At 66.6% G+C, this 22,669-nt stretch carries 22 protein-coding genes; 10 read left to right on the top strand and 12 right to left on the bottom strand.

Annotated features, from left to right (window positions below; genetic code table 11):
• Positions 1 to 88: 88 nt before the first annotated feature.
• The 4 genes from AC1RB9_RS04885 to lnt all read left to right on the top strand — a co-directional run bounded on the left by AC1RB9_RS04885 (position 89) and on the right by lnt (position 4,140).
• A complete protein-coding gene (locus tag AC1RB9_RS04885) occupies positions 89 to 1,111 on the top strand; it encodes a PhoH family protein (RefSeq protein WP_003093159.1) in 1,023 nt (340 codons plus the stop codon).
• A complete protein-coding gene (ybeY, locus tag AC1RB9_RS04880; protein WP_003093160.1) occupies positions 1,101 to 1,583 on the top strand; it encodes an rRNA maturation RNase YbeY in 483 nt (160 codons plus the stop codon). Before AC1RB9_RS04885 ends, ybeY begins: the two co-directional genes overlap by 11 nt.
• Entirely contained in the window at positions 1,580 to 2,419 is an 840-nt protein-coding gene (locus AC1RB9_RS04875; protein ID WP_003093161.1) for an HlyC/CorC family transporter, read from the top strand. Before ybeY ends, AC1RB9_RS04875 begins: the two co-directional genes overlap by 4 nt.
• Before the next feature lie 185 nt (positions 2,420 to 2,604).
• Positions 2,605 to 4,140 carry an apolipoprotein N-acyltransferase gene (gene lnt / locus AC1RB9_RS04870; RefSeq protein WP_003118259.1) on the top strand — a complete coding sequence of 512 codons (1,536 nt, stop codon included), beginning with the start codon at positions 2,605 to 2,607 and terminating at the stop codon, positions 4,138 to 4,140.
• 49 nt (positions 4,141 to 4,189) lie between these two features.
• Here the strand turns inward: lnt and AC1RB9_RS04865 are convergent, their stop codons facing one another.
• Positions 4,190 to 4,951, bottom strand: coding sequence for a YdcF family protein (locus AC1RB9_RS04865; RefSeq protein WP_003100328.1), 762 nt, complete (start codon positions 4,949 to 4,951; stop codon positions 4,190 to 4,192).
• A 72-nt stretch (positions 4,952 to 5,023) separates the two neighbouring features.
• Positions 5,024 to 5,455: a hypothetical protein gene (locus tag AC1RB9_RS04860; protein WP_003114329.1), complete on the bottom strand. Its 432-nt coding sequence runs from the start codon at positions 5,453 to 5,455 to the stop codon at positions 5,024 to 5,026.
• Positions 5,456 to 5,625: 170 nt separating this feature from the next.
• On the opposite strand from AC1RB9_RS04860, the gene leuS reads away from it, so the two are divergent.
• From leuS to arfA, 4 genes are all read left to right on the top strand, one after another.
• Positions 5,626 to 8,247, top strand: a complete 2,622-nt coding sequence (gene leuS, locus AC1RB9_RS04855; protein WP_003100324.1) for a leucine--tRNA ligase — start codon at positions 5,626 to 5,628, stop codon at positions 8,245 to 8,247.
• A gap of 66 nt (positions 8,248 to 8,313) precedes the next feature.
• Entirely contained in the window at positions 8,314 to 8,937 is a 624-nt protein-coding gene (locus AC1RB9_RS04850) for an LPS-assembly lipoprotein LptE (RefSeq protein ID WP_003100322.1), read from the top strand.
• Positions 8,938 to 8,974: 37 nt separating this feature from the next.
• A complete protein-coding gene (gene holA, locus AC1RB9_RS04845) occupies positions 8,975 to 10,012 on the top strand; it encodes a DNA polymerase III subunit delta (RefSeq protein ID WP_003093168.1) in 1,038 nt (345 codons plus the stop codon).
• Positions 10,013 to 10,103: 91 nt separating this feature from the next.
• Positions 10,104 to 10,256, top strand: coding sequence for an alternative ribosome-rescue factor A (gene arfA, locus AC1RB9_RS04840; protein WP_003093169.1), 153 nt, complete (start codon positions 10,104 to 10,106; stop codon positions 10,254 to 10,256).
• A gap of 228 nt (positions 10,257 to 10,484) precedes the next feature.
• Here the strand turns inward: arfA and AC1RB9_RS04835 are convergent, their stop codons facing one another.
• On the bottom strand, positions 10,485 to 10,694 hold the full coding sequence (locus tag AC1RB9_RS04835; RefSeq protein WP_003453967.1) for a hypothetical protein: 210 nt from the start codon (positions 10,692 to 10,694) through the stop codon (positions 10,485 to 10,487).
• A gap of 136 nt (positions 10,695 to 10,830) precedes the next feature.
• On the opposite strand from AC1RB9_RS04835, the gene AC1RB9_RS04830 reads away from it, so the two are divergent.
• Positions 10,831 to 12,177, top strand: coding sequence for a lytic murein transglycosylase (locus AC1RB9_RS04830; RefSeq protein WP_003118255.1), 1,347 nt, complete (start codon positions 10,831 to 10,833; stop codon positions 12,175 to 12,177).
• 109 nt (positions 12,178 to 12,286) lie between these two features.
• Here the strand turns inward: AC1RB9_RS04830 and AC1RB9_RS04825 are convergent, their stop codons facing one another.
• Positions 12,287 to 13,177 (bottom strand): alpha/beta fold hydrolase, encoded by an 891-nt coding sequence (locus AC1RB9_RS04825; RefSeq protein ID WP_003453969.1) that lies wholly within the window; start codon positions 13,175 to 13,177, stop codon positions 12,287 to 12,289.
• A 105-nt stretch (positions 13,178 to 13,282) separates the two neighbouring features.
• Between AC1RB9_RS04825 and AC1RB9_RS04820 the strand changes: the two genes are divergently transcribed.
• Positions 13,283 to 14,176, top strand: coding sequence for a LysR family transcriptional regulator (locus tag AC1RB9_RS04820; protein ID WP_003119197.1), 894 nt, complete (start codon positions 13,283 to 13,285; stop codon positions 14,174 to 14,176).
• 144 nt (positions 14,177 to 14,320) lie between these two features.
• On the opposite strand, the gene lipA is transcribed toward AC1RB9_RS04820, so the two are convergent.
• From lipA to mrdA, 8 genes are all read right to left on the bottom strand, one after another.
• Complete coding sequence (gene lipA / locus AC1RB9_RS04815) at positions 14,321 to 15,304, bottom strand: lipoyl synthase (protein ID WP_003119196.1); 984 nt, start codon at positions 15,302 to 15,304, stop codon at positions 14,321 to 14,323.
• Positions 15,301 to 15,954 carry a lipoyl(octanoyl) transferase LipB gene (gene lipB, locus AC1RB9_RS04810; RefSeq protein ID WP_003093177.1) on the bottom strand — a complete coding sequence of 218 codons (654 nt, stop codon included), beginning with the start codon at positions 15,952 to 15,954 and terminating at the stop codon, positions 15,301 to 15,303. Before lipB ends, lipA begins: the two co-directional genes overlap by 4 nt.
• Positions 15,954 to 16,235, bottom strand: coding sequence for a DUF493 domain-containing protein (locus AC1RB9_RS04805; protein ID WP_003100311.1), 282 nt, complete (start codon positions 16,233 to 16,235; stop codon positions 15,954 to 15,956). The genes lipB and AC1RB9_RS04805 overlap by 1 nt, the downstream gene beginning before the upstream one ends.
• Positions 16,236 to 16,305: 70 nt before the next feature.
• A complete protein-coding gene (locus tag AC1RB9_RS04800) occupies positions 16,306 to 17,466 on the bottom strand; it encodes a D-alanyl-D-alanine carboxypeptidase family protein (RefSeq protein ID WP_003093182.1) in 1,161 nt (386 codons plus the stop codon).
• Between the two features lie 65 nt (positions 17,467 to 17,531).
• Positions 17,532 to 18,560 (bottom strand): septal ring lytic transglycosylase RlpA, encoded by a 1,029-nt coding sequence (gene rlpA, locus AC1RB9_RS04795; RefSeq protein ID WP_003100310.1) that lies wholly within the window; start codon positions 18,558 to 18,560, stop codon positions 17,532 to 17,534.
• The gene (gene mltB, locus AC1RB9_RS04790; RefSeq protein ID WP_003132500.1) at positions 18,557 to 19,579 is read right to left on the bottom strand and encodes a lytic murein transglycosylase B; all 1,023 of its coding nucleotides are present in this window, start codon (positions 19,577 to 19,579) and stop codon (positions 18,557 to 18,559) included. The genes rlpA and mltB overlap by 4 nt, the downstream gene beginning before the upstream one ends.
• An 8-nt stretch (positions 19,580 to 19,587) precedes the next feature.
• Positions 19,588 to 20,691 (bottom strand): rod shape-determining protein RodA, encoded by a 1,104-nt coding sequence (rodA, locus tag AC1RB9_RS04785; RefSeq protein WP_003114090.1) that lies wholly within the window; start codon positions 20,689 to 20,691, stop codon positions 19,588 to 19,590.
• A 31-nt stretch (positions 20,692 to 20,722) separates the two neighbouring features.
• Positions 20,723 to 22,663 (bottom strand): penicillin-binding protein 2, encoded by a 1,941-nt coding sequence (gene mrdA / locus AC1RB9_RS04780; RefSeq protein WP_003093191.1) that lies wholly within the window; start codon positions 22,661 to 22,663, stop codon positions 20,723 to 20,725.
• Positions 22,664 to 22,669: the final 6 nt, after the last annotated feature.

Raw genomic sequence — 22,669 nt, 5'->3', positions numbered from 1 at the left:
CCGCCGCGATACGGCAACTTTGCGCGACGATATCCAGCGGTTATTCTCTTCCCTATCAATCAGCCACTGGCGAGTACGACAGAACACCTTGAACGCCCCCCAGGAACTTCATCGCTTTATCCTCGAGCCGTTCGACGCCCGCAGCTTCGCGACACTTTGCGGGCAGTTCGACGAGCATCTCCACCAGATCGAGAAACGCCTCGACATCGAGATCCGCAACCGCGGCAACCAGTTCGAACTGGCCGGCGAACCGCGCCGGACCAAGGTTGCCGAACGCCTGCTGCAGCGTCTCTACCGCGAGGCGCAGAACGGCACCGATCTCACTCCCGACACCGTGCACCTGTACCTGCAGGAGTCCGGCCTGGAAGACCTCGAGGAATTGCAGAGCGCGCCGCAGGTCACCCTGAAGTCGCGCAAGGCGCACATCCGCCCGCGCGGCGCCAACCAGCAGCGCTACGTCAAGGCGATCCTCGACCACGACATCAACTTCGGCATCGGTCCGGCCGGCACCGGCAAGACCTACCTCGCCGTGGCCTGCGCCGTCGACGCCCTGGAGCGCGAGCAGATCCGCCGCATCCTGCTGGTGCGCCCGGCGGTCGAGGCCGGCGAGAAGCTCGGTTTCCTTCCCGGCGACCTGTCGCAGAAGATCGACCCCTACCTGCGCCCGCTCTACGACGCGCTCTACGAGATGCTCGGCTTCGAACACGTGGCCAAGCTGATCGAGCGCAACGTCATCGAGGTCGCGCCGCTGGCCTACATGCGCGGGCGCACGCTGAACAACAGCTTCATCATCCTCGACGAGAGCCAGAACACCACAGTCGAGCAGATGAAGATGTTCCTCACCCGGATCGGCTTCGGCTCCACCGCGGTGATCACCGGCGACGTCACCCAGGTCGACCTGCCCCGCGGCACCCGCTCCGGCCTCAAGCACGTGATCGAGGTCCTGCAGGACGTCCCCGGCATCAGCTTCACCCACTTCAAGCCCAAGGATGTGGTCCGCCACCCGCTGGTGCAGCGTATCGTCGAAGCCTACGAGCGTCACGAGAGCCGCCAGCAAGGCCAGGTGCGGCCGGTCGAGGGAACGGGCAAGGGCGGTCACGATGCCGCTTGAGCTCGACCTGCAGGTCGCTAGCGCCGCCCCGGACCTGCCCTCCGAAGCGCAGTTCCGCGCCTGGTGCGAACTGGCCCTGCGCCAGCGTCCGGAGTCGGAGCTGACCATCCGCCTGGTGGACGAGGCCGAAGGCCTGGAACTGAACAGCACCTACCGGCACAAGGACTACGCGACCAACGTGCTGTCCTTCCCCGCCGATGTCCCGGACGAGCTTCTCGATATCCCGCTGCTCGGCGACCTGGTGATCTGCGCCCCGGTGGTCGCCCGCGAAGCCCTGGAACAGCGCAAGCCGTTGCAGGCCCACTGGGCCCACCTGGTGATCCACGGCTGCCTGCACCTGCTCGGCTACGACCACATCGACGACGCCGAAGCGGAAGAAATGGAAACACTGGAACGTGAATTGCTGGCGGAACTGGGTCATCCCGATCCGTACGCCTGCGACGACGAAGAGCCACCGAGCAAGGAAAAATGAGCGAAGACCGATCGAGCAACGGGCACAAGTCCTGGCTGGACAAGATCACCCAGGCTTTTGCCCACGAGCCGAGAAACCGCCAGGAGCTCCTCGAGCTGCTGCGCGATGCCCACGACAACAAGCTGCTGGACAGCGAGGCGCTGTCCATCGTCGAGGGGGCGATCCAGGTCGCCGACCTGCAGGTGCGCGACATCATGGTGCCGCGCTCGCAGATGATGAGCATCCGCTCGACCCAGACGCCGAAGGAATTCCTTCCGGCCATCATCGAAGCCGCCCACTCGCGCTACCCGGTGGTCGGCGAAAGCCTCGACGACGTCATGGGCGTACTGCTGGCCAAGGACCTCCTGCCACTGATCCTGCACAACGACGAGCGTCCCTTCGACATCAAGGAACTGCTGCGTCCGGCTACCTTCGTCCCCGAATCCAAGCGCCTCAACGTGCTGCTCCGCGAATTCCGCGCCAACCGCAACCACATGGCCATCGTCATCGACGAATACGGCGGCGTGGCCGGCCTGGTGACCATCGAGGACGTGCTGGAACAGATCGTCGGTGATATCGAGGACGAGCACGACGTCGAGGAGGACAGCTACATCAAGCCGCTGCCCAGCGGCGATTTCATCGTCAAGGCGCTGACCCCCGTGGACGCCTTCAACGACTTCTTCGGCTCGGAATTCTCTGACGAGGAATTCGATACCGTGGGCGGCCTGGTGATGAGCGCCTTCGGCCACCTGCCCAAGCGCAACGAAGTGGTCGAGCTGGGCGAGTTCCGTTTCCGCGTACTCAACGCCGACAGCCGCCGCGTCCATCTGCTGCGCCTGTCTCCCCTGCAGAACTGAGCGCGCCCCCTCCGCCGCGGCGGAGGGGGCATCTTCCCGCGCCGTCCTTCTGGCGTCTCGCCAGCCCCTCCTTTACTCTTGCGCCTTGCGCCAGACTCCCCTGTCGCCGCGGACGTTGCCGTCCGGCAGCCGAAGGCGGCCCCGGTCTGCGCAGTCGGACATTGAACAGGCTCTAAGGACATTCGATGCGTTGGATTTCTCGTCCCGGCTGGCCCGGACACCTGCTGGCACTCGCCGCAGGCGCGCTCACACCCCTGGCCCTGGCGCCCTTCGACTACTGGCCGCTGGCGATCCTCTCGATCGCCCTGCTCTATCTCGGCTTGCGCGGCCTTCCCGGCAAGTCCGCCCTGTGGCGCGGCTGGTGGTACGGTTTCGGCGCGTTCGGCGCCGGCACCAGCTGGATCTACGTCAGTATCCATGACTACGGCGCCGCCTCGGTGCCGCTGGCAAGCCTCCTCATGCTCGGCTTCACCGCCGGCGTCGCCTTCTTCTTCGCCCTGCCGGCCTGGCTGTGGGCGCGCTGCCTGCGCCGCGACAACGCGCCGCTGGGCGACGCCCTGGCGTTCGCCGCCCTGTGGCTGGCACTGGAGCTGTTCCGCAGTTGGTTCCTTACCGGTTTCCCCTGGCTCTACGCCGGCTATAGCCAGTTGCAGGGACCGCTGGCCGGGCTGGTACCGGTGGGCGGCGTATGGCTGTCCTCCTTCGTCATCGCCCTCAGCGCGGCCCTGCTGGTGAACCTGCCGCGCCTCTTCCCGCACGGTGCCAGCCTGCTTCTGGGGCTGGTCCTGCTGCTCGGCCCGTGGGCGGCCGGCCTCTATCTCAAGGGCCACGCCTGGACCCATTCGGCCGGCGAACCGCTGAGGGTAGTGGCGATCCAGGGCAACATCGCCCAGGAGCTGAAATGGGACCCGAATCAGGTCCGCGCGCAACTCGACCTCTACCGCGACCTGAGCCTGCCGCAGCAGGACGTCGACCTGATCGTCTGGCCGGAAACCGCGGTGCCGATTCTCCAGGACATGGCCAGCGGCTACCTCGGCGCCATGGGCCAGGTCGCCGACGAGAAGAACGCCGCGCTGATCACCGGGGTCCCGGTGCGTGAACGTCTCGCCGACGGCAAGAGTCGCTACTTCAACGGCATCACCGTGGTCGGCGAAGGCGCGGGCACCTACCTCAAGCAGAAGCTGGTGCCGTTCGGCGAGTACGTGCCGCTGCAGGACCTGCTGCGCGGCCTGATCGCCTTCTTCGACCTGCCGATGTCCGACTTCGCTCGCGGTCCGGCCGACCAGCCGCTGCTCAAGGCCAAGGGCTACCAGATCGCCCCGTACATCTGCTACGAAGTGGTCTACCCGGAGTTCGCCGCCGCGCTCGCGGCGCAGAGCCAGGTGTTGCTGACAGTGAGCAACGACACCTGGTTCGGCACTTCCATAGGCCCGTTGCAGCACCTGCAGATGGCGCAGATGCGCGCCCTGGAAAGCGGTCGCTGGATGATCCGCGCGACCAACAACGGCGTCACCGGCCTGATCGATCCCTATGGCCGGATCGTCCGGCAGATCCCGCAGTTCCAGCAGGGCATCCTGCGCGGCGAGGTGATACCCATGCAGGGCCTGACGCCCTATCTGCAATACCGCGTCTGGCCGCTGGCCGGGTTGGCCGGCGTGCTGCTGCTATGGGCTCTGCTCGGCCGCCAGTTGCGTCCGCAGGAGCGACGCCTGTTCGGCTGAAACCAGCCCCTCCTGGAAAGACCGGCGCCCCTGCGGCGCCGGTTGCGTCTCAGCGGTAGAACAGGCGATAGCCGACCAGGCCGATCGCCTCGTTCAGCAGCATGCCGCTCTGCCAGAAGGCCTGCGCTTCCGGCAGCCAGCCGCCGAAGGGCCGCAGGTTGGCCCCGCCGAGGAAGCCGACCGGCGCCGGGATCACCTCGAACCCCTGGCGCTCGAAGCTCCAGCGTGCCCGCTGCATGTGCCAGGCCTGGGTCACCAGCACCACCCGGCGCACGCCGGCCTCGCGCAACTGCGGGGCGCTCAGGGTGGCGTTTTCCCAGGTGGTACGGCTGAGACCTTCCTGCCAGCGCGTCGGCACGCCGAAGTCCTGCAACAGGGCATTGGCCATCAGCGCCGCCTCGCTGGGCGGGCGTCCGTAATGCAACCCGCCGCTGATCAGTACCGGCAGCGCCGAGGTCTTGGCCAGCCGCGCGGCATAGCGCAGCCGCTCGGCCGCCAGCAGGCTCGGCGCATCGTCGCCCCAGGCCGGGTCGTTGGTCTGCCGGCCGGCACCGAGGATGACGATGGCGTCGGCGCGCTGCGCCAGGCCCGGTAGATCCTCCGCCAGCAGGGCCGGTTCGCTTTCGAGCCAGCGCGCCATCCACTCCACGCTGAGCGGCATGCTCATCAGCCACAGACCGAAGAACCCGCAGACACCGCACAGCCGCGCCAGCCTCGGTCGGCTGGTGCGCCACCAGAAAGCGAAAAACAGCAGCAGCAACAGGCCGCCCGGCGGCAGCAGAAGTTGCTTGAAGAAATAACGGATCGGCATCGCCCCCTCCCTGTCGGAAGAGGCAATCTAAAGGATTGCGCGACGCCTGGCGAAACTTCCCGGAAAGAGACCCTAGCGGCCGTTGCCCGAACGGAACAGTTGCGAGCCGCAATGGCCGCACGGCAACACGCCATGCCCCTTGCTCCACTGCACCGGCGCACCGCAGAGCGCACAGAGCAGTTGCCGCTGTTTCAACGAGACGTGGCGACGGGGCGCCGGCGGTTGCGGCCGGGGCGGCCGGGGTGTCCTGCCGGGCTGGCGCTCGAGCAGCGCCAGCTCCTCGGCGGCCGCATGCCAGCCGCGCAACCAGTGCAGGTCCTGGTCGAGATAGGCGCGTATCAGCCCCATCTCCGCTTCGCTCAAACCACGCAACTCAAGCTCCGTGGGATGCTCGTCACGCAGGCGCTCGGCCGTATCCGCTTCATCCAGAGCCAGGGCGAGACGCTGCAGCAGCCTCTCGTACAGCCCACCTCCCGTCACACTCGCGCGTTGCAGCTCAGCCATCGAACACCTCTGAAGGTACCACTGGGCAGCCAGCCATCGACGGCCCATAGGGCAAGCTTAGCGTTCCCGTTCGGCTGAACCGCCCCCGGCGACAAACGGCGCGGGCTATCGACAGGAGTGGGGGTCATGTATGCTACGAGGCTTTCGAACAGTCACGTCTAAGTAGCGCCATGCACGAGCAATATCAGCCACTCGAGATCGAAACCCAGGCCCAGAACTACTGGAAAGAACACCAGTCCTTCCTCGTCAGGGAGCTACCCGACAAGGAGAAGTTCTACTGCCTGTCGATGTTCCCGTATCCGAGCGGCAAGCTGCACATGGGCCACGTGCGCAACTACACCATCGGCGACGTGATCAGCCGCTACCACCGCATGCAGGGCCGCAACGTGCTGCAGCCGATGGGCTGGGACGCGTTCGGCATGCCGGCGGAAAACGCCGCGATGAAGAACAACGTCGCCCCGGCGGCCTGGACCTACGACAATATCGCCTACATGAAGTCGCAGCTGGACAGCCTCGGCCTGGCGATCGACTGGAGCCGCGAGGTCACCACCTGCAAGCCGGACTACTACCGCTGGGAGCAGTGGCTGTTCACCCGCCTGTTCGAAAAAGGGGTGATCTACCGCAAGAACGGCACGGTCAATTGGGATCCGGTCGACCAGACCGTACTCGCCAACGAGCAGGTGATCGACGGGCGCGGCTGGCGCTCCGGCGCGCTGATCGAGAAGCGCGAGATCCCGATGTACTACTTCAAGATCACCGCCTACGCCGAGGAACTGCTGGAGAGCCTCGACAACCTGCCCGGCTGGCCGGAGCAGGTGAAGACCATGCAGCGCAACTGGATCGGCAAGTCGCGCGGGATGGAGATCGGCTTCCCCTACGACCAGGCCTCCATCGGCCACGCCGGCCAACTGAAGGTGTTCACCACCCGTCCGGACACCCTGATGGGTGCCACCTACGTCGCCGTCGCCGCCGAACACCCGCTGGCCACCCAGGCAGCGCAGAACGACCCGCAGTTGCAGGCGTTCATCGACGAATGCAAGCGCGGCGGCGTCGCCGAGGCCGACATCGCCACCCAGGAGAAGAAAGGCATGGCCACTTCCCTGTTCGTCGAACACCCGCTGACCGGCGACAAGCTGCCGGTATGGGTCGCCAACTACGTGCTGATGAACTACGGCGAAGGCGCGGTGATGGCGGTGCCCGGCCATGACGAGCGCGACTTCGAGTTCGCCAACAAGTACGGCCTGCCGATCCGCCAGGTGATCGCCAAGGTCGAGGGCGACAACGACTTCGAGTCCAGCGTCTGGAAGGAGTGGTACGGCGCCAAGGACGAGTCCGTGCTCACCGTCAACTCCGGCAAGTACGACAACCTCGGCTACCAGGCCGCCTTCGACGCCATCGGCGCCGACCTCGAGGCCAAGGGCCTGGGCCAGGCGCGCACCCAGTTCCGCCTGCGCGACTGGGGCATCAGCCGCCAGCGCTACTGGGGCTGCCCGATCCCGATCATCCACTGCGAGGCTTGCGGCGACGTCCCGGTGCCGGCCGACCAGTTGCCGGTGGTGCTGCCGGAAGACGTGGTACCGGACGGCTCCGGTTCGCCGCTGGCGAAGATGCCGGAATTCTACGAATGCAACTGCCCGAAATGCGGCCAGCCGGCCAAGCGCGAAACCGACACCATGGACACCTTCGTCGAGTCGTCCTGGTATTTCGCCCGCTACGCCTGCCCGCAGTTCGAAGGCGGCATGCTGGACAGGAAGGCGGCCGACTACTGGCTGCCGGTCGACCAGTACATCGGCGGCATCGAGCACGCCATCCTGCACCTGCTCTATGCGCGCTTCTTCCACAAGCTGATGCGCGACGAAGGCCTGGTCGGCAGCGACGAACCGTTCAAGAACCTGCTGACCCAGGGCATGGTGGTCGCCGATACCTACTACCGGACCACCGCCAACGGCGGCAAGGACTGGTTCAACCCGGCCGACGTCGAGGTCGAGCGTGACGCCAAGGCCAAGGTCGTCGGCGCGCGCCTGAAGAGCGACGGCCAGCCGGTCGAGATCGGCGGCACCGAGAAGATGTCGAAGTCGAAGAACAACGGCGTCGACCCGCAATCGATGATCGACCAGTACGGTGCCGATACCTGCCGCCTGTTCATGATGTTCGCCTCGCCGCCGGACATGAGCCTGGAGTGGTCGGACGCCGGCGTCGAGGGCGCCAACCGCTTCCTCCGCCGCGTCTGGCGCCTGGCTCACGCCCACGTCAGCGCCGGCCTCCCCGGTGCGCTGGACGTCGCCGCCCTGAGCGACGCGCAGAAGCAGGTCCGCCGCGCCATCCACCTGGCGATCAGGCAGGCCAGCCAGGATGTCGGCCAGCACCACAAGTTCAACACCGCCATCGCCGCGGTGATGACCCTGATGAACGTGCTGGAGAAGGCGCCGAACCAGGACGCCCAGGACCGCGCCCTGATCCAGGAAGGCCTGGAAACCGTGGTCCTGCTGCTGGCGCCCATCACTCCGCACATCTGCCACGTGCTCTGGGGCCAGCTCGGCCATGCCGAAGCGGTGATCGATGCGCGCTGGCCGAGCGTCGACGAGAGCGCACTGGTGCAGGACACCCTGCAACTGGTGGTGCAGGTCAACGGCAAGCTGCGCGGACACATCGACGTGGCCGCCAGCGCCAGCCGCGAGGATGTCGAGGCCGCCGCGCGCGCCAACGAGAACGTGCTGCGTTTCACCGAAGGCCTGAGCATCCGCAAGGTCATCGTGGTACCGGGCAAACTGGTCAACATCGTCGCCAACTGATACGCGATTCCATTGGACGCCCCCGGCCATCCGGGGGCGCTGATCAACAGGAGTGAGGGAAGCTTGATGAAACGTATCCTGACCAGCGCCGCGCTGATCGGTATGACCACCCTGCTGGCCGCCTGCGGCTTCCAACTGCGCGGCCTGGGCGATGCGCAATTCGCGCTCAAGGAAATCGACGTGTCCGCGCGCAACGCCTACGGCCCGACCGTGCGCGAACTGAAGGAAACCCTGGAAAACAGCGGCGTGAAGGTCACCAGCAACGCGCCCTACCACCTGGTGCTGGTCCGCGAGGACAACCAGCAGCGCACCGTCAGCTACACCGGTTCCGCGCGCGGCGCGGAGTTCGAGCTGACCAACACGATCAACTACGAGATCGTCGGCGCCAACGACCTGGTCCTGATGAGCAACCAGGTACAGGTGCAGAAGGTCTACGTGCACGACGAAAACAACCTGATCGGTTCCGACCAGGAAGCCGCGCAGCTGCGCAGCGAGATGCGGCGCGACCTGATCCAGCAGTTGTCCATGCGCCTCCAGGCGCTGACCCCGGCGCAACTCGACGAAGCCCAGCGCCAGGCAGAAGCCAAGGCCAAGGCGGAAGCCGAAGCCCTGCGCGCCGCCGACGAGGCGGAGCGCCAGCGCCGCGCCGCCGAGCCGCAGCAGTCGCCGATCGAGTTCCCCACCCCGTGATGCCCCGGGGCCGGTTTCGCCGGCCCCGTCTTCTCCTATGAAGCTGACTCCCGCGCAACTCGCCAAGCACCTCCAGGGCCCCCTGGCGCCCGTCTATGTCGTCAGCGGCGATGAACCGCTGCTCTGCCAGGAAGCCTGCGATGCCATTCGCCAGGCCTGCCGCGAGCGCGACTTCGGCGAGCGCCAGGTATTCAATGCCGAAGCCAACTTCGATTGGGGCTTGCTGCTGGAGGCCGGCGCCAGCCTGTCGCTGTTCGCCGAGAAGCGCCTGATCGAACTGCGCCTGCCCTCCGGCAAGCCCGGCGACAAAGGCGCGGCGATTCTCCAGGAATACCTGCAACGGCCGCCGGAAGACACCGTGCTCCTGCTCAGTCTGCCCAAGCTCGATGGCAGCACGCAGAAGACCAAGTGGGCCAAGGCCCTGATCGATGGCAACGCCGCGCAGTTCATCCAGGTCTGGCCGGTCGACGTCCACCAGTTGCCGCAGTGGATTCGCCAGCGCCTGTCCCAGGCCGGCCTGTCCGCCAGCCCCGAAGCCCTGGAACTGATCGCCGCGCGCGTGGAAGGCAACCTGCTCGCCGCCGCCCAGGAAATCGAAAAGCTCAAGCTGCTCGCCGAGGGCAACCAGATCGACGCCGCCACCGTACAGGCCGCGGTCGCCGACAGCGCACGCTTCGATGTCTTCGGCCTGATCGACGCTGCCCTTGGCGGTGAAGCGGCCCACGCCCTGCGCATCCTGGAAGGACTGCGCGGCGAAGGCATCGAGCCGCCGGTGATCCTCTGGGGCCTGGCCCGCGAGATCCGCCTGCTGGCTGGCCTGTCCCAGCAATACGGCCAGGGCATCCCGCTGGAGAAAGCCTTCGCCCAGGCGCGTCCGCCGGTCTGGGACAAGCGCCGTCCGCTGCTGACCCGTGCCCTGCAACGCCACTCCAGCAGCCGCTGGAACCAGATGCTGAGGGATGCCCAGTTGATCGACGCGCAGATCAAGGGACAGGCACCCGGCAGCCCCTGGAGCGGTCTCTCGCTTCTCGCCCTGAGCCTCGCCGGCCAGCGCCTCGGCCTGCCGGCAGCCTGAAGGCGCAACCGGCACTGGACAATCCGCGGCGACAGGCAGATGATGCGCGCGCTGGCGAGCGCCAGCCCGATCACCTTCGAGGACCTCTGCCATGGCAAAGAAAAGCAAGCGGCCGAACAAGGCCAAATCCCTGGTCGCCCAGCCACTGTTCCGCAGCCGCCAGGAACAGGCGAAGAAAGGCAAAGGCAGCTACCGCCGCGAAGCCTCCCGTAACTGGGAGGCTTCTTTCGTTATGGCGGCCTGAAACAGCCGCTGGTCCATCCTCCCGCAACGCCCTCCTCACCCACGCGCCCGCCTACCCCGCCCGAAGCCCGTCGACAAGACCAACCCCACCGCCAGCCTGCCGCCCATGGGCACACTATCGTCGGCGCGCAAGCCCTGGCCCCATCGGGTTGGGCGAAAAGCCAATGGTTCCTCCATCATGATCCGCGGCCTCGACATCCCGCGCGGCCGACTGGCAACCCTCTGGCCATTACAGCGCACGAACCAGGCTCGGGCGTTCGATGCCGACGCCGAAGCGGGTAGCCATGTCGCGCAGAACGAAGGCCAGGAAGAAGAAGTCGAAGGCCTCGAGCATGCCGCGCGACCCGTCGCCGATCCCGACTCGGGTGCGCCGCGAGGCTTCGACAGGCGGCGGAGCGGTACGGACGAAACCATTGGCCGCCCGACAGTGACCGAACATATGGCGAACGATATCCACCGCGCCGATGGAACCACATTGGCGAACCCGGGGCCCCGCCGGCGCGTCCAACGACGGCAGACGCGTCCTGGCCGGCGTGCTAAGGTGGCCCGTCCCGAGGACCCTGCTGAGGAGAGCAATGCGTAACCCCGAACGATCCGCCCTGCTGAAGGTGAGCGGGCTGCTGGGCAGCACCGTCGTCGCCATGGGGCTTGGCCTCTCCAGCGCGTGCGCGCAGAAGAATCCGACAGTCGAATACAACCAGCCTGCCGCTCCCCTGCAGACCAAGGCGCCCTTCTCCGGCGCCGGCCCGGCCGCCTCGGTGCCCGCTGGCGCGCCGAACGAGGCCCAGCCTGGGCAAAGCTTCGAACAGTGGCGCGACGCCTTCCGTCAACAGGCGCTGGCCGGTGGAATCGATGCGCAGACCTTCGATCGCGCCTTCGCCGGCGTCCAGCCCGATCCCGCCGTGGTCGAAGCCGACCGCAGCCAGCCGGAATTCACCCGACCGGTATGGAAGTACCTGGAAGGCGCCCTCGATCCGCTGCGCGTTCGCCAGGGCCAGGCGCGCCTGGCGCAGCATGCGCGCATCCTCGGCGAAGTCGACGCGCGCTATGCGGTGGATGCGGATGCGGTGGTGGCGATCTGGGGCATGGAGAGCAACTACGGTTCGCACATGGGCAACAAGAACGTGATCCGCTCCCTGGCGACCCTCGCCTATGAAGGACGCCGCCCGGAATTCGCCCACGCCCAGTTGCTCGCCGCCCTGAAGATTCTCCAGCACGGCGACGTTCCGGCCTCCTTCATGATCGGCTCCTGGGCCGGCGCCATGGGCCAGACCCAGTTCATCCCGACCACCTACAACCAGTATGCCGTGGACTTCGACGGCGACGGCAAGCGTGACATCTGGGGCTCGCCCGGCGACGCCCTGGCCTCCACCGCCAACTACCTGAAAGCCTCCGGCTGGATCGCCGGACAACCCTGGGGTTTCGAAGTCCGCCTGCCGGCAGGCTTCGACTATTCCCTGGCGGAACTCACCATCCGCAAGCCCCTGGGCGAATGGCAAGGGATGGGCGTACAAGGCGTCAACGGCGGCCCCCTGCCCTCCGGACTCTCCGGCGAACAGGCCTCGCTGCTGCTGCCGGCCGGGCACCGCGGCCCGGCCTTCCTGGTGCTGCACAACTTCCGCGCCATCCTCAAGTACAACAACTCCAGCGCCTACGCCCTGGCCGTCGGCCTGCTCGCCGACAGCTTCAAGGGCGGCGGCCGGATAGTCGGCGCCTGGCCGCTGGAGGATGTTCCGCTGAGCCGCTCGCAGCGCATCGAGCTGCAACGGCAACTGGCCGCCCGCGGACACGATCCGGGCGCGGTGGATGGCATCATCGGCGCCAATACGCGCAAGGCGATCCGCGCCTGCCAGCAGGAGTTCGGCTGGCCGGCGGACGGCTATCCGACCCCGGCGCTGCTCGACCGCCTGCGGACGCCATAGGGCCGCCGGCGGAGCTTACGACCCCACGTCCGCCGCGACCGCTCGCGGCACACCGGTTCGTAGGGCGGATAACGCCATGGGCGTTATCCGCCGCTGCGGCGTCCAGGACCTAGTCATCCGCGCAGAACCGCAGGATAGCGTCCGCCACCTGGGCGGCCGCCTCGCGCTGCGGAAAATGGCCGACGCCCTCCAGCACCAGCCGCTGGTAACGCCCGCTGAAGTAGTGCTCGCGTCCGCGGGAGCCGTCGGGGTGGGTGCAGGCATCCGCGCCGCCGTGCAGCACCAGGGTCGGCAGCGCCAGGCGCGGTGCCGGGAGCAAGCGCTGTTCCGCCGCCCCGTAGCGCGGCTTCCCCGCGACGAAGCCCCAGCGATGCCGGTAATAGTGCAGCACCACGGCCACCCAGTCCGGCCCGGAGAAGGCCTGGGCGGCCTCCTGGAAATCGCGCTCGGCATACCATCCCGGCGGCGACCAGGTGTCCCACATCTGCCGGGCGAACGCCTCGCCCTCCTCGCGCAGCGCGCGCTCTCCGCGTGGCGTAGCCATGAACCACTGGTACCAGAAGCTACGGGCCTGCGGCAGGGAAAGAACTTGCTGCGGATCGTTGCTGGCGTACCCCACCGAGAGCATCACCAGGTGCGAGGCTACGCCCTCGCGCAGTCCGCAGGCACTAGCCACCGCGCGAGCCCCCCAGTCATGGCCGACCAGCAGGGGACGTTGCAATGCCAGGCTGTCGACGAATGCCAGCAGATCGCAAGCCAGAGCCGCCAGTTGCCCGCTGCGCGGAGTAGACGCATCGCGGAAGCGGGTCGGGGCGAATCCCCGGAGGGCTGGTGCCAGCACCCGATAGCCGGCGTCCGCCAGGGACTCCGCCAGGTCTTTCCAGGTATGCGGGCTGTCCGGCCAACCGTGCAACAAGACGGCGCTGCGCGCCCCCTGCGGATTCCACTCCAGGTAGGCGATATCCAGGACATCGGTGGAAACGAAGGCATAGCGGCTCATCGGACCTCTCCAAGAGAAAGAAGGGACATCCTAGGACGCTTGCCAAGCGTGATTCATGAATAGTTAGCGTCTACTATTCATGAAACGAGATGAATGGAAGACCTCATGGAGCTTGCCGTCCCCACCTCCCAATCCCTGGATATCGTGTTGTTGCGTACCTTTCTCGAAGTAGTCGACAGCGGCGGTTTCGCCCTCGCCGCGGACAATCTCGCGCTCACCCCCTCCGCAGTCAGCGGGCATATCAAGCGCCTGGAACAGACAGCCGGCGTCAGCCTGCTCAGCCGCACCACTCGCCGCCTGGAGCTGACCCAGGCGGGCGAGACGCTCTACGCCTATGCCCGCAACATCGTCGAGCTGGAGCGCGAGGCCCGCGCCAGGCTGCACGGCACGCCGATCCGCGACCGCCTGCGCATCGGCGCTTCGGAGGACTTCGCCAGCGCCTGGCTGCCACGCGTCCTGCAACGCTTTCGCCGCTGGCACCCCGAAGCATCCATCGAACTCAAGGTCGGTATCACCACCGACCTGCTCCGCCAGCAGGCCCAGGGGCGCACCGACGTGGTGTTCGGCAAGCAGTGCCGGCGGGTAGGAGACGACGGCGAACTGCTCTGGGAGGAACCGCTGGTCTGGGCCGCGGCGACCGCGATCGAGCTGCCCGCGGGCGAACCGCTGCCGCTGGCGCTGTTCCCCGAACCCTGCGTCTACCGCGAAGCGGCGATTACAGCCCTCGGCGCCGCTGCGCGTCCCTGGCGCCTGGTGTTCGAGAGCGCCAGCATGGCCGGCTGCCTGTCCGCCGCGCTGGCCGGTTTCGCCGTGACGGTGGTGGCGCGCAGCCAGATGCGCGAGGGGCTGCGCGAACTGGGCCCGGAACAGGGTTTTCCGACGCTGCCGGAGGCGCGTTTCTACGCCTTCTCGCGCCAACCCAGCCTGGCGGCCGATGCACTGATCGAGGCGGTGCGGCAGCTCGGCCAGCGCAGTCGCTTCGTTACCGCACAGGGATGAGAGCAAACGGTACCCACCTACGCGCCGGCGGATAACCGCAAGCGGTTATTCGTCCTCCGTCCGAAGAGGCTTCGTGGCTGCCCAAAGAAAAACGCCGCGTCCCTGTGCAGGGACGCGGCGTCGGAGGCATTGGCGCGGCGTCGATCAGCCGATCTTGTTGCCGTGCGCCTGCTGGTCGGCATGGTAGGACGAACGCACCAGCGGACCGGACGCGACGTTCTTGAAGCCCATCTTCTCGCCTTCCTCGGCGAACCAGGCGAAGGTGTCCGGATGCACGAAGCGCTGCACCGGCAGGTGGTTGCGCGACGGCTGCAGGTACTGGCCGAGGGTCAGCATGTCGATGTCGTGCTCGCGCATCCGCTGCATGACCTCGATGACCTCATCGTCGGTCTCGCCCAGGCCGAGCATCAGCCCGGACTTGGTCGGTACGTGCGGAACCATCTGCTTGAACTTCTGCAGCAGGTCCAGCGACCACTCGAAGTCCGAGCCCGGCCGCGAGGAGCGGTACAGGCGCGGTACCGTCTCCAGGTTATGGTTGAACACGTCCGGCGGCTCGTTGGCGGTGATCTCCAGGGCGATGTCCATGCGACCGCGATAGTCGGGCACCAGGGTTTCCAGCTGGATCCCCGGCGACAGCTTGCGGATCTCGCGCAGGCAGTCGGCGAAGTGCTGGGCGCCGCCGTCGCGCAGATCGTCGCGGTCCACCGAGGTGATCACCACGTACTTCAGCCGCAGGTCGGCGATGGCGATGGCCAGGTTGGTCGGCTCGTCGACGTCCAGCGGCTTCGGCCGGCCATGACCGACGTCGCAGAACGGGCAGCGTCGGGTGCAGATATCGCCCATGATCATGAAGGTCGCGGTGCCGCCGGAGAAGCACTCGCCCAGGTTCGGGCAGGACGCCTCTTCGCAGACGCTGTGCAGCTTGTGCTTGCGCAGCAGTTGCTTGATGCGGTCGACCTCGGGGGAAACCGGGATGCGCACGCGGATCCAGTCGGGTTTCTTCGGCAGTTCCTCGGTGGGAATGATCTTCACCGGAATCCGCGCGACCTTTTCCGCGCCGCGCAGCTTCACGCCGACTTCCACCTTGCCCGGCTTGGCTTCTCCGGACTTCTCCACAACAGTGCTCATGTCAGTTCGATCCCGCCCGTAAGGGTCTTCTGTTCAGCGTAGCCAAGGCGTGAGACGAGCTCAGCGCGCAATCGGGTACACACCTCGGCAAAATCCACCGGCCCAACCAGGTCGCGCAGTTGGGTCATGGGCATCCCGGCGTAGCCGCAGGGATTGATTCGTTGGAACGGTCGCAGGTCCATGTCCAGGTTCAGCGCCAGGCCATGGAAGGAACAGCCGTTGCGGATGCGCAGGCCGAGGGAGGCGATCTTCGCCCCGTCGACGTAGACACCCGGCGCGTCCGGCTTGGCCACGGCCTGCACGTCATAGGACGCCAGCAGGCCGATCAGGCTCTGCTCGATCCGGCTGACCAGCTCGCGCACGCCCAGTCCCAGGCGGCGGACATCGAGCAGCAGGTAGGTGACCAACTGGCCGGGGCCGTGGTAGGTCACCTGGCCGCCGCGATCTACCTGGATCACCGGGATGTCGCCGGGGAACAGCACATGCTCCGCCTTGCCGGCCTGCCCCTGGGTGAAGACCGCAGGGTGCTGCAACAGCCAGGCTTCGTCCATTACCGATTTGTCGCGTTCGGCAACGAAGCGCTGCATGGCATGCCAGGTCGGTTCGTAGGGAACCTCGCCGAGCTCACGGAAGCCCAGCTCGAGTCCCATCAGAGCACCATGTGCACGCGTCCGGTCGCGCGCAGGTCGTTATGGATGGCTTGCAGTTGGTCGACATCGGTGGCGGTGATCAGCACCTGCACCGAGAGGAATCGCCCCTTGCTGCTGTCACGGACCACCAGGGTCTCGACGTCGAGATCCGGCGCGTGGCGCTGGATGATTTCCACGACCAGGTCGGAGAAACCTTCGCCGGCGTCGCCGATCACCTTGATCGGATAACGCTCGCAGGGGAATTCGATTTTCGGGGGTTGAACGTCAGGGGTATCGGTCATGGCGGCGGCGGACCCGTGGTCCGCGGGGACGGGCGCCCGCTGGCCTCGTGAGCGGGCGGGCGCCGGTCGGTCAGTTGAACAAACCGTAGAAGAACAGGCGGATGCTATCCCACAGGCGGCGGAAGAAACCACCCTCCTCGACGGCGTTGAGGGCGACCAGGTCGGCGCTGCGGATGACCTTGTCGTCCAGCTTCACTTCCACCTTGCCGATCACCTGGCCCTGCTGGATCGGCGCCATCAGTTGCGGCTCCAGGACCATGCTGGCCTGCAGCTTCTGCATCTGGCCGCGCGGCAGGGTCATGGTCAGATCTTCGGCGAGGCCGGCTTTCACTTCATGCTCGGAACCCTTCCAGACCAGGCCCTTGGTCAGCTCGGTGCCCTTCTTGTAGAAGTTGCGGCTTTCGAAGAAGCGGAAGCCATAGGTCAGCAGCTTCTGGGTCTCGGCGGCGCGGGCCTGCTCGCTGTTGGTGCCGAACACCACGGCGATCATGCGCTGGCCGTCGCGTACCGCGGAAGCCACCAGGCAGTAGCCGGCTTCGTCGGTGTGGCCGGTCTTCAGGCCGTCGACGGTTTTGTCGCGCCACAGCAGCAGGTTGCGGTTCGGCTGCTTGATGTTGTTCCAGAGGAATTCCTTCTGCGCGTAGATCGCGTAGTGGCTCGGCTCACCGTAGATGATCGCGCGGGCCAGCACCGCCATGTCGCGGGCGGAGGAATAGTGGTCCGGGTTGGGCAGGCCGGTGGCGTCCATGAAGTGGGAGTTGGTCAGGCCCAGCTTCTGCGCGGTGGTGTTCATCATGTCGGCGAAGGCGTCTTCGCTGCCGGCGATATGCTCGGCCAGGGCGACGCTGGCGTCGTTGCCGGACTGGATGATGATGCCATGCAGCAGGTCGCTCACCGAGACCTGGCTGCCGACCTTGATGAACATCCGCGAACCGCCGGTGCGCCAGGCATGTTCGCTGACGGTGACCAGGTCGTTCTCGCCGATGCGGCCGGCCTCGATCTCCTTGGTGGCGATGTAGGCGGTCATCAGTTTGGTCAGGCTGGCCGGCGGCAGGCGCTGGTCGCCGTTGTTCTCGACCAGAACCTGGCCGCTCTCGCCGTCCATCAGGACGTACGACTTGGCGGCCAGTTGCGGCGGCGCCGGAACCATGGATTCAGCAGCCCAGCCAGCCGTAGGGGCGATGAACAGGACAAGCAGTGACAAGCGTTTCGCGATAGTGGTGATGTTCATCCGTCTCTCTGGTTCTACCAATGGTCAAACAATCCCTTGCGGGAATTCCCTGCGTGAGTAGGCGCTCAGTCGGGGCGTACCAGCGTCGGCTGGCCAAGGTTGGCCACGCGGATGCTGTCCTGGGTGCGGCTAACCTCGTCCGCCGAACCGATCGGTCCCAGCCGCACCCGGTGCAGAATCTGCTGGTTGCGCACGACCGAGCTGATAAACACCGGCGCAGCCGTCACGCCGCTCAGCTTGGCCTTCAGCAGCTCCGCCGCATCCGGGTTGGCGAAGGCGCCCACCTGGAGATACAGGCCATCGGCTGGTAATGAAGCGTTTTTTTTTGAGTCGATCTGCACCGGCAGCACGGCGGCCGCGTGCTGCGCCGGCGGCGGAGTGTAGGTCTCGATCGGCTGGGCCATCGCCACCGCCTGCGTCTGCGCCGCGGCGGGAGCGGCCTGGGCCACCGCCTGCTTGGGCTGCGCCAGGACCATCGGTGCCGGCCGGCCGCGCTGGGCCCACCACTGCACCGGGTCGATGCCTTCGACCTTGACTCGCGCGGTGCCGGTCTCGGCATAACCGAGCTTCTTCGCCGCGGCGAAGGACAGGTCGATGACCCGGTCGGAATAGAACGGGCCGCGGTCGTTGACGCGGACGATCACGCTCTTGCCGTTGTCCAGGTTGGTCACCCGCACATAGCTCGGCAACGGCAGGGTCTTGTGCGCGGCGGTCATGCCGTAGAGGTCGTAGGTCTCGCCGTTGGCGGTGGCCTGGCCGTGGAACTTGGTGCCGTACCAGGACGCGGTGCCGACCATCCGGTAGGCCCGCGCATCGTTCATCGGGTAGTAGGTCTTGCCCAGCACGGTGTAGGGGTTGGCCTTCACCGAACCGTTGTGCGGCATCGGTACCGCATCGGGGATCCGCGACACGTCGACGTCCCACCAGGGGGCGCCGTCGCGATGCGGACGGGAATAGTCGCCCGGCCCGGAAATGCCCGCCTGCCTGGCCGGCTGCTGGGGCGCCTTGCTGGAGCAACTGCTCAACAGCACGGCCGCCAGCCCGAGGCCGCAGACGGCGGGCAGGATCAGGGAGGAGCGGACACGCTTGCTCAATGGGCACCTCGCGCGCGGGCAATCTCGCCCGCCAGCTGATAAACCGCCATGGCATACATGGCGCTGCGATTATAGCGGGTGATCACGTAGAAGTTCGGCAAACCGACCCAATACTCGATGCCCTTGTCGCCGACGAAACGCATCGCCGTGACCTTCTGGTCGTCGCGCAGCGCATCGTGGGTGCGCCAGCCGCGGGCACGCAACTCACCCAGGCTCATGGTCGGGTCGACGCCCCTGGTCACCGCGCTCTCGGCGCTCTCGTCGTTGATCTCGGCCACCGAGACCACCGGCTCGCCGGTGACCCAGCCGTGCTGCTTGAAGTAGCTGGCGACGCTACCGATGGCGTCGGTCGGGTCGCTCCAGATATTGATGTGGCCATCGCCGTCGAAGTCCACCGCGTAGGCGCGGAAGCTGCTCGGCATGAATTGCGGCAGGCCCATGGCGCCGGCGTAGGAGCCGGTCAGGCTGAGCGGGTCGACCTGCTGTTCGCGGGCGAGCAGGAGGAACTCGCGCAACTCCTTGCGGAAGAAGTCGGCCCGCGGCGGGTAGTCGAAGCCGAGGGTGGACAGCGCGTCCATCACCCGGTAGCTGCCGGTGTTGCGGCCGAAGAAGGTTTCCACGCCGATGATCGAGACGATGATCTCGGCCGGCACGCCGTATTCCTTCTCTGCCCGCGCCAGGTCTTCGGCATGCTTGTTCCAGAAGTCGACACCACGACTGATGCGCGCGTCGCTGATGAAGATCGGCCGGTATTCCTTCCACTGCTTGACCCGCTCGGCCGGGCGCGAGATCGCATCGAGGATCGACTGCTTGCGGTTCACGTCGCGGAACAGCCCCATCAGCTGCTCTCCGGCGAAGCCGTAGTCGCGGGTCATTTCGCTGACGAACTCGGCCACTTGCGGCGAGCCGTCGTAGTCCCCCGCCTGGGCCGCCCCGGACAGGCCAATGACGCCGGCTACGCCGACCCATTGGACGCCCCTGGCCGCCCATGTACGCAGTACTTGCATTGCGTTCTTCACTCTTGGTCTCAAACCTGGGCGATCCACTTCCGATGGGTATGGATCGACATCAGAACCCCGAACCCTGACAACAGGGTAACCAGCGAAGTTCCGCCATAACTAATGAAAGGCAGCGGTACCCCCACCACCGGCAACAACCCGCTCACCATACCGATATTCACGAAGACATAAACGAAAAACGTCATGGTGATGCCACCGGCCAGCAGTTTGCCGTAGAGCGTCTGCGCCTGGGCGGTGATCACCAGGCCACGACTGATCAGCAGCAGGTAGAGCACCAGCAGCAGGCAGACGCCGACCAGGCCGAACTCCTCGCCGAGGACCGCAATGATAAAGTCGGTGTGGCTTTCCGGCAAAAAATCCAGGTGCGACTGGGTGCCCAGCAGCCAGCCCTTGCCGAATACCCCGCCGGAACCGATGGCCGCCTTAGACTGGATGATGTTCCAGCCGGTGCCCAGCGGGTCGCTTTCCGGGTCGAGGAAGGTCAGCACCCGCTGTTTCTGGTAGTCGTGCATGATGAAAAACCACATCGCCACGGCGATCGGCACCGCCGCCGACACCGCGCCGACGATCCAGCGCCAGCGCAGGCCGCCGACGAACAGCACGAAGCCGCCGGAAGCGAGGATCAGCATGGCGGTGCCGAGGTCGGGTTGTTTCAGGATCAGCACGAACGGGGTGATGATGATCGCCAGGCTGATCACCATGTGCTTGAGCCCCGGCGGCAGGTTGCGCTTGGACAGGTACCAGGCCACCGTCATCGGCATCAGCAGCTTCATGAACTCCGAGGGCTGGAAGCGGATCACCCCGGGGATGTTGATCCAGCGCGTCGCCCCCTTGGCGTCGTGGCCGATCACGTCGACCACCACCAGCAGCGCGACCCCCACCAGGTAGCCCAGCGGCACCCAGCGGGCCATGAAGCGCGGCTCGATCTGGGCGATGACCACCATCATGCCCAGTCCCAGGCCGAACGAGGTGGCCTGCTTCATCAGCATGTCCCAGCTCTTGCCGCTCGCCGAATAGAGGACGAACAGGCCGGTGGCGCCGAGGATCAGCAACAGCAGCAGGAGAATCCCGTCGATGTGCAGGCGCTGCAACAGGCTGGCGCGCCGGCGCATCACGTCTTCGTTGGACAGGGTGCGGTCGAAGTTACTGTTCAAGGGCGGGCGCCTCCGGCTCGGCTGCCGTGGGTTCGGGCTTGGCCACCGCCGCCGCGAGCGGCGCGACGGGTTCCGCGTATTCGGCCTTGAGCTTGCCGTGCTCGTCGAGCAGCCAGGCGTCCATCACCTGCTTGACCACCGGGGCGGCGACGCCGGAGCCGGACTCGCCGTTCTCCACCATCACCGCCACCGCGATCTGCGGGTTGTTGGCCGGCGCGAAGCCGACGAACAGGGCGTGGTCGCGGTGCCGCTCGAGCAGCTTGGAGCGGTCGTAGCGCTCGTTCTGCTTGATCGCCACCACCTGGGCGGTACCGCTCTTGCCGGCGATCAGGTAGGCCGAGGTGGCGCCGACCTTGCGCGCCGTGCCGCGGGCGCCATGCACCACCTGCTGCATGCCGTAGTCGACGCGGTCCCAGTTGGCCGGGTCGCGCAGCACGATGTCGGGCATCGGGTCGGGGTCGACCGGCGGCTGGCCGTCGATGGTCTTGGCCAGGTGCGGGCGGATCCAGTGGCCCTTGTTGGCCAGCAGCGCGGTCATCTGCGCCAGTTGGATCGGCGTCGCCTGCATGTAGCCCTGGCCGATGCCGAGGATCAGGGTCTCGCCCGGATACCAGACCTGGCGGCGGGTCTTGCGCTTCCATTCGCGCGAGGGCATCAGCCCGTCGGCTTCGCCGAACATGTCCAGGGCGACTTTCTGGCCGAAGCCGAAGCGGCTCATGAAGGCGTGCAGGCGGTCGATCCCCAGCTTGTGCGCGAGGTCGTAGAAATAGGTGTCGTTGGACCGGTAGATCGCCGACTCCAGGCTCACCCAGCCATCGCCGTAGCGGTTCCAGTTACGGTACTTGTGGTCGTAGTTGGGCAACTGGTAGTAGCCGGGGTCGAAGACCCGCGAGGTCGGCGTGACCACCCCGGCGTCGAGGCCGGCCAGCGCCACCGCCGGCTTCACCGTCGAGCCCGGCGGATAGAGCCCGCGCAGGACGCGGTTGTACAGCGGCCGGTCGATGGAGTCACGCAGCTCGGCATAGGCCTTGAAGCTGATGCCGGTGACGAACAGGTTGGGGTCGTAGCTCGGCTGGCTGACCATCGCCAGCACGTCGCCGGTGGACGGCTGGATCGCCACGATGGCGCCCCGCCGCCCGGCCAGGGCGTTCTCGGCGGCCTCCTGCAGGCGGCTGTCGATGCTCAGGACGATGTCCTTGCCGGGAATCGGGTCGGTGCGCTTGAGCACCCGCAGCACCCGCCCGCGGGCGTTGGTCTCGACTTCCTCGTAGCCAACCGTGCCGTGCAACTCGCTCTCGTAGAAGCGCTCGATGCCAGTCTTGCCGATATGGTGGGTGCCGCTGTAGTTGATCGGGTCGAGGTTCTTCAGTTCCTGCTCGTTGATCCGCCCGACGTACCCGACCGAATGGGCGAAGTGCTCCTTCAGCGGGTAGTGGCGGACGAACTGGGTCGCCACGTCGACGCCCGGCAGGCGGAACTGGTTCACCGCGATGCGGGCGATCTGTTCCTCGTTGAGTTCGAACATGATGGGAACCGGCTCGAACGGACGCCGCCCCTGCTTCATGCGCTTCTCGAAGATGGCCCGGTCGTCCTCGGTCAGGCCGAGGATCTCCACCAGCGTGTCGAGGGTCTTCTGCAGGTCCTCGGTGCGTTCGCGGGTGATGGTCAGGCTGAAGCTCGGCCGGTTGTCGGCGATGATCACGCCGTTGCGGTCGAAGATGATCCCGCGGGTCGGCGGGATCGGCTGCACATGGACCCGGTTGTTCTCCGACAGCGTCGAATGGTACTCGTACTGGGTCACCTGCAGGTGGTACATGCGCGCCACCAGCACCAGGGTCAGCAAGACCACCGCCACCGCCCCGACGATGACGCGCCGACGCACCAGGCGGGCGTCTTTCTCGTGGTCTTTCAGGTGGATCGGCTGCGGCATCGGGAC

The organism is Pseudomonas sp. 20-5 (assembly GCF_056782835.1).
This window is presented reverse-complemented; position numbering and strand designations above follow the sequence as displayed.

Bases quoted from the DNA above. Each gene is read 5' to 3' on its own strand.
- AC1RB9_RS04835 (WP_003453967.1), bottom strand. From the start codon at position 10,694: ATGTTCGGTCACTGTCGGGCGGCCAATGGTTTCGTCCGTACCGCTCCG.
- rodA (WP_003114090.1), bottom strand. From the start codon at position 20,691: ATGCGCCGGCGCGCCAGCCTGTTGCAGCGCCTGCACATCGACGGGATT.
- mrdA (WP_003093191.1), bottom strand. From the start codon at position 22,663: ATGCCGCAGCCGATCCACCTGAAAGACCACGAGAAAGACGCCCGCCTG.
- lipA (WP_003119196.1), bottom strand. From the start codon at position 15,304: ATGAGCACTGTTGTGGAGAAGTCCGGAGAAGCCAAGCCGGGCAAGGTG.
- AC1RB9_RS04875 (WP_003093161.1), top strand. From the start codon at position 1,580: ATGAGCGAAGACCGATCGAGCAACGGGCACAAGTCCTGGCTGGACAAG.
- lipB (WP_003093177.1), bottom strand. From the start codon at position 15,954: ATGGGACTCGAGCTGGGCTTCCGTGAGCTCGGCGAGGTTCCCTACGAA.
- AC1RB9_RS04800 (WP_003093182.1), bottom strand. From the start codon at position 17,466: ATGAACATCACCACTATCGCGAAACGCTTGTCACTGCTTGTCCTGTTC.
- ybeY (WP_003093160.1), top strand. From the start codon at position 1,101: ATGCCGCTTGAGCTCGACCTGCAGGTCGCTAGCGCCGCCCCGGACCTG.
- AC1RB9_RS04825 (WP_003453969.1), bottom strand. From the start codon at position 13,177: ATGAGCCGCTATGCCTTCGTTTCCACCGATGTCCTGGATATCGCCTAC.
- lnt (WP_003118259.1), top strand. From the start codon at position 2,605: ATGCGTTGGATTTCTCGTCCCGGCTGGCCCGGACACCTGCTGGCACTC.
- leuS (WP_003100324.1), top strand. From the start codon at position 5,626: ATGCACGAGCAATATCAGCCACTCGAGATCGAAACCCAGGCCCAGAAC.
- AC1RB9_RS04850 (WP_003100322.1), top strand. From the start codon at position 8,314: ATGAAACGTATCCTGACCAGCGCCGCGCTGATCGGTATGACCACCCTG.
- AC1RB9_RS04820 (WP_003119197.1), top strand. From the start codon at position 13,283: ATGGAGCTTGCCGTCCCCACCTCCCAATCCCTGGATATCGTGTTGTTG.
- AC1RB9_RS04805 (WP_003100311.1), bottom strand. From the start codon at position 16,235: ATGACCGATACCCCTGACGTTCAACCCCCGAAAATCGAATTCCCCTGC.
- AC1RB9_RS04865 (WP_003100328.1), bottom strand. From the start codon at position 4,951: ATGCCGATCCGTTATTTCTTCAAGCAACTTCTGCTGCCGCCGGGCGGC.
- holA (WP_003093168.1), top strand. From the start codon at position 8,975: ATGAAGCTGACTCCCGCGCAACTCGCCAAGCACCTCCAGGGCCCCCTG.
- arfA (WP_003093169.1), top strand. From the start codon at position 10,104: ATGGCAAAGAAAAGCAAGCGGCCGAACAAGGCCAAATCCCTGGTCGCC.
- AC1RB9_RS04830 (WP_003118255.1), top strand. From the start codon at position 10,831: ATGCGTAACCCCGAACGATCCGCCCTGCTGAAGGTGAGCGGGCTGCTG.
- AC1RB9_RS04860 (WP_003114329.1), bottom strand. From the start codon at position 5,455: ATGGCTGAGCTGCAACGCGCGAGTGTGACGGGAGGTGGGCTGTACGAG.